Consider the following 6,932-nt stretch of genomic DNA (forward strand, 5'->3'; position numbering starts at 1 on the left):
CCAGTCCCCGGCTTGAACTTCTCCGCTGTTGACTTCACATTCGCCGCCGGCGGTGTCGCCAGCGCCCGTCGGGGCGGGCAAATGAGGGAGACCATATGCCAATGAGTTTTGCGGAACGGTTTGCCGGACGATCGGCCGTGGTCACCGGTGGCGCCTCAGGCATCGGCCTGGCCGTCGCGCAACGAATCGTTGAAGAGGGCGGGCGCGTTTGCGTCTGGGATCGCAACTCCACCCAGATCGAGCAGGCCAAGGCTGTCATCGCCGACTTGCACGGCGTGACCGTCGACGTCGCCGATCCTGTAGCGGTCGCACAGGCCGCCCGGCAGACGATCGAAGCCCTTGGCGCGGTCGATATCCTGGTCACCAGCGCGGCCATCACCGGACCGAACATGACGACCTGGGACTATTCGGTGGAGGATTGGCATCGGGTCATCGACATCAACATCAACGGCGTCTTCTACTGCAACAAGGCGCTGGTTCCGCACATGCTCGAGCGCAATTACGGCAGGATCGTCAACATCGCTTCGATCGCCGGCAAGGAGGGAAACCCGAATGCCTCTGCCTACAGCACCTCCAAGGCGGCGGTGATCGGCCTGACCAAGTCGCTGGGCAAGGAACTGGCGAAGACCAAGGTGACGGTGAACTGCGTCACGCCGGCAGCGGTGCGCACCGCGATCTTCCAGCAGATGAGCCAGCAGCACATCGATTTCATGTTGTCGAAAATACCAATGGCGCGGTTTGGCGAGGTCGAGGAGGTGGCGGCGCTGATCTCGTGGATCGCTTCCGAGGAATGTTCCTTTACGACGGCTGCCGTTTTCGACGTTTCCGGCGGCCGGGCGACCTATTGAAGCAACTGGAACGATTTGCAACCACGGACGCCAGACTGGAGTTCCCGTCGTTTGCTTAGGATCGAACCTCCACAGTCCGACGAAGAACTGCTCGACCGCTTCCAGCGCGCCGCCTTCGGCTATTTTCTGGAAACCGTGAATGCGGAAAACGGACTGGTTGCCGACACGTCGCGGCCAAATTGGCCGGCAAGCATCGCGGTCGTCGGCTTCGCCCTGTCCTGCTATCCGGTCGGGGTCGAGCGCGGCTGGATAGCACGAGACGCAGCCGTGAAGCTGACGCTTGCCGCACTGCGTTTCTTCTGGAACAGCCGGCAAGGCGATGGCGACGACGTCACCGGCCACAAAGGCTTTTACTACCATTTCCTCGACATGCGGACCGGCCTGCGCGCCTGGCGATGCGAGTTGTCAGTGGTTGACACGGCGCTGCTGATGGCCGGCGTGCTCACGGCTGGCGCCTATTTCACAGGCGACACTGACGACGAAACCGAAATCCGCGAGCTGGCGGAAATGCTCTACCGACGCGTCGACTGGCGATGGATTCAAGGCAGCAGACCGATCTTGCGACAGGGCTGGAAGCCGAAGAGCGGTTTTCTGCGTTATGGCTGGGAAGGCTACAACGAAGCGACGATCCTTTACGTCCTGGCAATGGCCGCCCCCGACAAACCCGCCTCGGACGACAGCTATGCCGGCTGGACGGCGACATATCAGTGGGAAAACATCTACGGCTACGACGTGCTCTATGGCGGCCCGCTGTTCATGCACCAATTCTCGCATGCCTGGATAGACTTCGATGGCATCCGGGATGCGTTCATGCGGGACAAGAACTCGGACTATTTCGAAAACAGCCGCCGCGCGACCTACCTTCACCGGGCCTATGCGCGGCACAACCCCTCTGGCTATGACGGCTACGGCGAAGCACTTTGGGGACTTTCGGCGGGTGACGGACCCGGCAAATTCCGCGCGCGGATCGAGCGGCGGCCGCGCAAATTTTCCGGCTATGCGGCGCGTGGCGCACCGTTCGGCCCCGATGACGGAACGATTGCGCCGTGGTCGTATCTCGCATCGCTGCCCTTCGCACCGGAAATCTGCCTGCCTGCGCTGCGCCACCTCAGAGAACGCCACCCTGAGGTGGTCGACGGTTTCAGGATGCCGAGCGGCTTCAACCCGACGCTGGCGAACCGGCGGAAGTTCGGGCCGAGCGGCTGGATATCGGATGCGCACTATGGACTGGACCAAGGCATCGTCGTGCTGATGATTGAAAACCACCGCTCGCGGCTGATCTGGGAGCTGATGCGGTCGAGCCCGCATATCCGTCGCGGCCTGTGCAAGGCCGGGTTCTCCGGCGGCTGGCTGTCGCAGCCGGCGAGCCCTCCTCGCAAGGACCCTGCTGAATGACGGCTAAAACGCGCCGCGTTTGACCGGCCTCCTGCGACGCGCTTTAGGTTGCTGTTTCATGCATGTGCGCGACATGCATTAGCGCCCAGTGGTCGCTGTCGTTTCGGCCACGATGACGTTCGCCTTCCCGGCAACTCGCGCCCGCCGGGAAGGCCGTTCGATTTCGTCTGGCTTGATTTACTTAGCCGGCGAACGTGTAGGCGGTCTTTACCGTAGTGTAGAATTCCGCTGCGTAGCGGCCTTGCTCGCGCGGGCCGTAGCTCGATCCCTTGCGTCCGCCGAAAGGCACGTGGAAGTCAACGCCCGCCGTCGGCAGATTGACCATCACCATGCCGGCCTCCGAGTTGCGCTTGAAATGCGTGGCGTGCTTGAGGCTCGAGGTGCAGATGCCCGACGTCAGCCCGAACGGCGTGTCGTTGGCCACCGCCAAGGCCTCGTCATAGTCCTTGACGCGGATGACGTTGGCGACTGGCCCAAAAATCTCCTCGCGTGAAATGCGCATGGCGTTGGTGGCTTGCGTGAACAGCGCCGGTTGCAGGTAGAAGCCGCGGGTTTCGCGATCGAGCCGCTCGCCGCCGAAGGCGAGATCGGCGCCTTCCTGGCGGCCGATGGCGATATAGTCTTCGTCCTGTTTCAACTGGCTCTGGTCGACGACGGGTCCGATCTGGGTTTTCGCATCGAGGGCGTCGCCGACGACCAGCTTGGCGAGGCGATCTTTCATCGCATCGACGAAGCGGTCATGGATGCCGTCCGTCACGACCAGGCGGGACGACGCCGTGCAGCGCTGGCCGGTCGAGAAATATGCGCCATTGGTCGCGCAGTCGACGGCGACGGCTAGGTCTGCATCGTCGAGCACGACGAGCGGGTTCTTGCCGCCCATTTCGAGCTGGTACTTGCGCATGTGCTCGACGCTGGCGGCAGCCACGCGCTTGCCGGTGCCGACCGAGCCGGTGAAGGTGATGGCATTGAGGTCAGGGCTGTCGAGCATGGCCTGGCCGACTACCGAACCCTTGCCCATGACGAGATTGAGCACACCCTCAGGCAGGCCGGCGCGGTGCAATATGTCGACAATGGTCCAGGCGCTCTCCGGAACCAGCTCGGCCGGCTTGAAGACGATGGTGTTGCCGTAGGCCAGGGCAGGAGCGATCTTCCACGCCGGGATGGCGATCGGGAAATTCCACGGTGTGATGATGCCGACGACGCCGACCGCTTCGCGTGTGATCTCGACACCGACGCCGGGCCGCACGCTTGGAACCAGCTCGCCCGACAGGCGCAGCGTCTCACCAGCAAAGAAATCGAATATCTGGGCGGCCCGCACGGTTTCGCCAATTCCCTCGACCAGCGTCTTGCCCTCCTCGCGCGCCAACGCCCGGCCGATTTCATCTTTCCGCGCGGTGATCTCGTCCGACGCCTTCCTCAGCACCGCATGGCGTGCCAGCAAGCCCGATCGGGACCACGCAGGAAATGCCGCTTTCGCCGCCGCGATGGCCTGCCGCGCCTGCTCGGCGTCGCCCGACGCATATTCGCCGACAACGTCGTCGAGATTGGAAGGGTTGATGTTGCGGGAGCCGGCATCGCCCACCCACTCGCCATCGATGAGGTTCTTTCGAAACGGGATCATGTCGCTGTCTTCCTTGTCCTTCGATTGCCGTCTATCTGGACCACCAGCCGCCACACCGCAAGGCCGCCAGCGGCAAAGTTCTGCTCCTCGACAGGCATGTGCTAAGCAGATTTCGGAAAAGTGTTCGATGGTTTTCCGATAAAAACCTGCGACAAACACAAACCCAGCAGGCGAAGCACGGCAAGCCTGCTTGGGTGTCGAGGTGGTAAACCATGATTCTAGTGCGGCGCGACGCGGATCGCGCCAGGAGGAGGCTGCCATGTCCGACAGCGCGTTGCCGCTGGTGATCAGCGCGCCCGAGCCACGCACGCTCGACCTGATTTTCACGCCCGAGGCACTGGCGAGATTCCGCGCCAGATACCGTATTTTCGAAACGTCGCCAGGAGGCGTCGCGGCCCTGCCACACGATGTGCTCGCCGAGGCGCGTTACATCGTCGGCCAGCCGCCGATCGCGCCGGAGACGCTGGAAAGGATGACAGCGCTGCGTTGTGTCTTCAATGTCGAGAGCAACCTCATCAACAACATGCCGTATGAAACGCTGTTTTCGCGCGGCATCCATGTCGTCACCACCGGCATGGTGTTTGCCGAGCCGGTGGCCGAGCTCGGTCTTGCCATGGCGCTCAACCTCGCCCGCGACATCGTCGACGCCGATCTTGCGTTTCGTCAGGGCAAGGAGCTGTGGGGCGGCGAGGGTAACCGGGCGGCGCGGCTTCTCTCCGGCGCGGATGTCGGTATCATCGGCTTCGGCGATCTCGGCCGTGCGCTCAACCGGCTGCTGTCGGGCTTTCGCACGCGGACCAAGGTCTTCGATCCGTGGCTGCCGCCCTCGATCCTGATCGAGAACGGCGTCGAGCCGGCTTCCCTCGACACGGTTTTGTCGAGTAGCGATTTCGTCTTCGTCGTCGCTTCGGTGACCAGCGAAAACCAGGGTTTTCTCGGCACTGAGGCCTTTGCCAGGATGCGCAAAGGAGCCGCCTTCATCCTGCTCAGCCGTGCCGGCGTGGTCGATTTTCCGGCGCTGATGGATGCAGTTCGCAGCGGCCACATCGTCGCCGCCAGCGATGTGTTTCCGCAAGAGCCGCTGGCGCAGGACCATCCTGTCCGCACGCTGCCCGGCTTCCTGCGCTCCGCCCACCGGGCCGGCGCGCTCGACATCGCTTTCAAGCGCATGGGCGACATGGTGCTGGAAGACATGGACCTGATCGACCGCGGCCTGCCGCCAATGCGTTCGAAGCGGGCCGAACGCGAGACCGTTTCGCGCATGCGCTCGAAGCCGGTCGACAAGAACTGAGCCGTCAGGCCCAGCGGCTGCGAGGTTTCTCAGATGGTGAACGACCAGAACAGGCAGGCGAGCGTCGCTGCGGCGAAGACGACAAAGAACAGGCTTCTCAGCAGGATATTGCGGCGCAGTTCGTTCATGAAGAGATGGCAGCCGACGATGGCCACGACAAACAGGAACCGCCAATTCAGCAGTCCCGGCAGGACATTGCTTCGATCGAAAGCCCATCTGGCGGCGAGGCCGCCAATGATGGCCGCGAACAACACGATGACTGTCCAGAAGATCGCATCCGCAGCATGTGTCAGGACGATGCCGGCGACCCTGATCGGCAGGATCATCATCAGCAGCGCGCTGAAGAAGTACACGCCCGCGAGCGGGATAAACGTCCCGGCATCGGCGACGTCGTCCAGGCGTTCTGCGCCAATCGCACCAAAGGGATAGCCATGCCTGGCCACCGCCAGGCTGAGAGCCATCAGCAAAGCCGTCAATATGGCCACCAATGCGAATGAAGTGAGGGCTTTGCTCATAATGGTCCTGCTCGGAACGAATCGGATAAGGACGTTGGTAGCCCACGGTTTGTAAATTGCTGGTAAGCGTCGCGACGCGCTTTGGACGCCCTCACTCCGCCGCGTGAAGGCGCCGCGCCTCGATGATGGTCCTGATCTCGGCGCGGCAGGAGCCGCAATTGGTGCCGGCATGCAAGGTTGCGCCGATCGCTTCGACGCTTACGCAGCCTCCGCGCACGGCTTCGGCGATCTGATTGACGCCGACCGCGAAACAGGAGCAGACGATGGCGCCGCGATCGACGCTGTTGCCGCCCGGCCGCCCCGCCACGATCGCCAGTCGCCCGCGCCGATCAGCATGGTCCGCGCTCAACTGCTCGACCGCCCAGCCGCGCGACACCGCGACCGGCCTGGGCGCAAGATAGAGCGCGCCAGTCAGCCGGCTGCCGGCAAAGCGGGCGAAGCGATAGTGCCCGCCGGCGACATCATGATAGGCGAGCGTCTCGCCTGGCGCGTCCGCCCCGAAAAGCGAGGCCGCGAAACCCGGCCAGTCCCGGTCGGCTTCCAGCGCAAGCTCGAGACGCCAGCCGGCGGCGCAGCGGGCGAGGCTCCAATAGTCGGCGTCGATCGAGGCTGGCCGTTCGGCAAGCACCGCGAAGCCGAACGCGACGGCAGCGAAGCGTTCCACCCGGGCGGCAACATTCTTCGAGGCCGGCTGTCCTGAAATCGGATCGGTGATGGGCGCCACCAGCGCATCGACACGAGCCCGCGCGGAAAACTGGTCCGTCCAATGCATCGGCACGAAGACCGAGCCTGGCCGCTGCCGCGCCGTCACCAGCGCACGAAGCAGCACCTCGCCATGCTCGGTTGAGACGCGGACGATGTCGGCATCGCCGATGCCGAAGTGCTGCGCGTCCGCCGGGTGGATTTCGGCGAACGGCTCGGCCAGGTGCTGCGACAGCCGCTGGCTTTTTCCCGTCCGCGTCATGGTGTGCCAGTGGTCGCGAACCCGCCCGGTGTTGAGCACCAGCGGGAATTTTTCGTTCGTGCGGGTTTGCGGAACTGGACGGATCGGGATGAAGCGCGCCTTACCGTCGGGTGTGTAGAAGTTGCCGTTGGCGAAGAAGCGGGTGCTGGCTGAGCTATGTCCAGCTTGAACACCCCCCTCTGGGGCGGCCCGCCCGGCGGGCGGGCGGGGGGGGGGGGGGGGTGGGGGGGGCGGGGGGGGGGGTGGGGGCCCCAACCCAAAAGTTGGGTGGTAAAACCCCCCCCAACACCCCCCGTGG

6 protein-coding genes are annotated in these 6,932 nt (G+C 63.9%); 3 read left to right on the top strand and 3 right to left on the bottom strand.

Annotation, left to right across the window (positions count from 1 at the left end):
* The first annotated feature begins 95 nt into the window (after positions 1-95).
* Together AC0L28_RS06760 and AC0L28_RS06765 are read left to right on the top strand one after the other, a co-directional pair.
* Positions 96-848, top strand: a complete 753-nt coding sequence (locus tag AC0L28_RS06760; RefSeq protein WP_473476338.1) for an SDR family NAD(P)-dependent oxidoreductase — start codon at positions 96-98, stop codon at positions 846-848.
* Positions 849-899: 51 nt separating this feature from the next.
* Positions 900-2,243 carry a glucoamylase family protein gene (locus AC0L28_RS06765; protein ID WP_128244488.1) on the top strand — a complete coding sequence of 448 codons (1,344 nt, stop codon included), beginning with the start codon at positions 900-902 and terminating at the stop codon, positions 2,241-2,243.
* 181 nt (positions 2,244-2,424) lie between these two features.
* On the opposite strand, the gene AC0L28_RS06770 is transcribed toward AC0L28_RS06765, so the two are convergent.
* Entirely contained in the window at positions 2,425-3,861 is a 1,437-nt protein-coding gene (locus tag AC0L28_RS06770; RefSeq protein WP_473476683.1) for an aldehyde dehydrogenase family protein, read from the bottom strand.
* A gap of 262 nt (positions 3,862-4,123) precedes the next feature.
* Between AC0L28_RS06770 and AC0L28_RS06775 the strand changes: the two genes are divergently transcribed.
* The gene (locus tag AC0L28_RS06775; RefSeq protein WP_473476340.1) at positions 4,124-5,155 is read left to right on the top strand and encodes a hydroxyacid dehydrogenase; all 1,032 of its coding nucleotides are present in this window, start codon (positions 4,124-4,126) and stop codon (positions 5,153-5,155) included.
* Positions 5,156-5,184: 29 nt separating this feature from the next.
* Here the strand turns inward: AC0L28_RS06775 and AC0L28_RS06780 are convergent, their stop codons facing one another.
* Both AC0L28_RS06780 and AC0L28_RS06785 read right to left on the bottom strand, forming a co-directional pair.
* Positions 5,185-5,670, bottom strand: coding sequence for a hypothetical protein (locus tag AC0L28_RS06780; RefSeq protein WP_473476342.1), 486 nt, complete (start codon positions 5,668-5,670; stop codon positions 5,185-5,187).
* 91 nt (positions 5,671-5,761) lie between these two features.
* Entirely contained in the window at positions 5,762-6,673 is a 912-nt protein-coding gene (locus AC0L28_RS06785; protein ID WP_473476344.1) for a molybdopterin dinucleotide binding domain-containing protein, read from the bottom strand.
* Positions 6,674-6,932 lie beyond the last annotated feature (259 nt).

The sequence above is a fragment of the Mesorhizobium sp. WSM4847 genome (assembly GCF_055811335.1).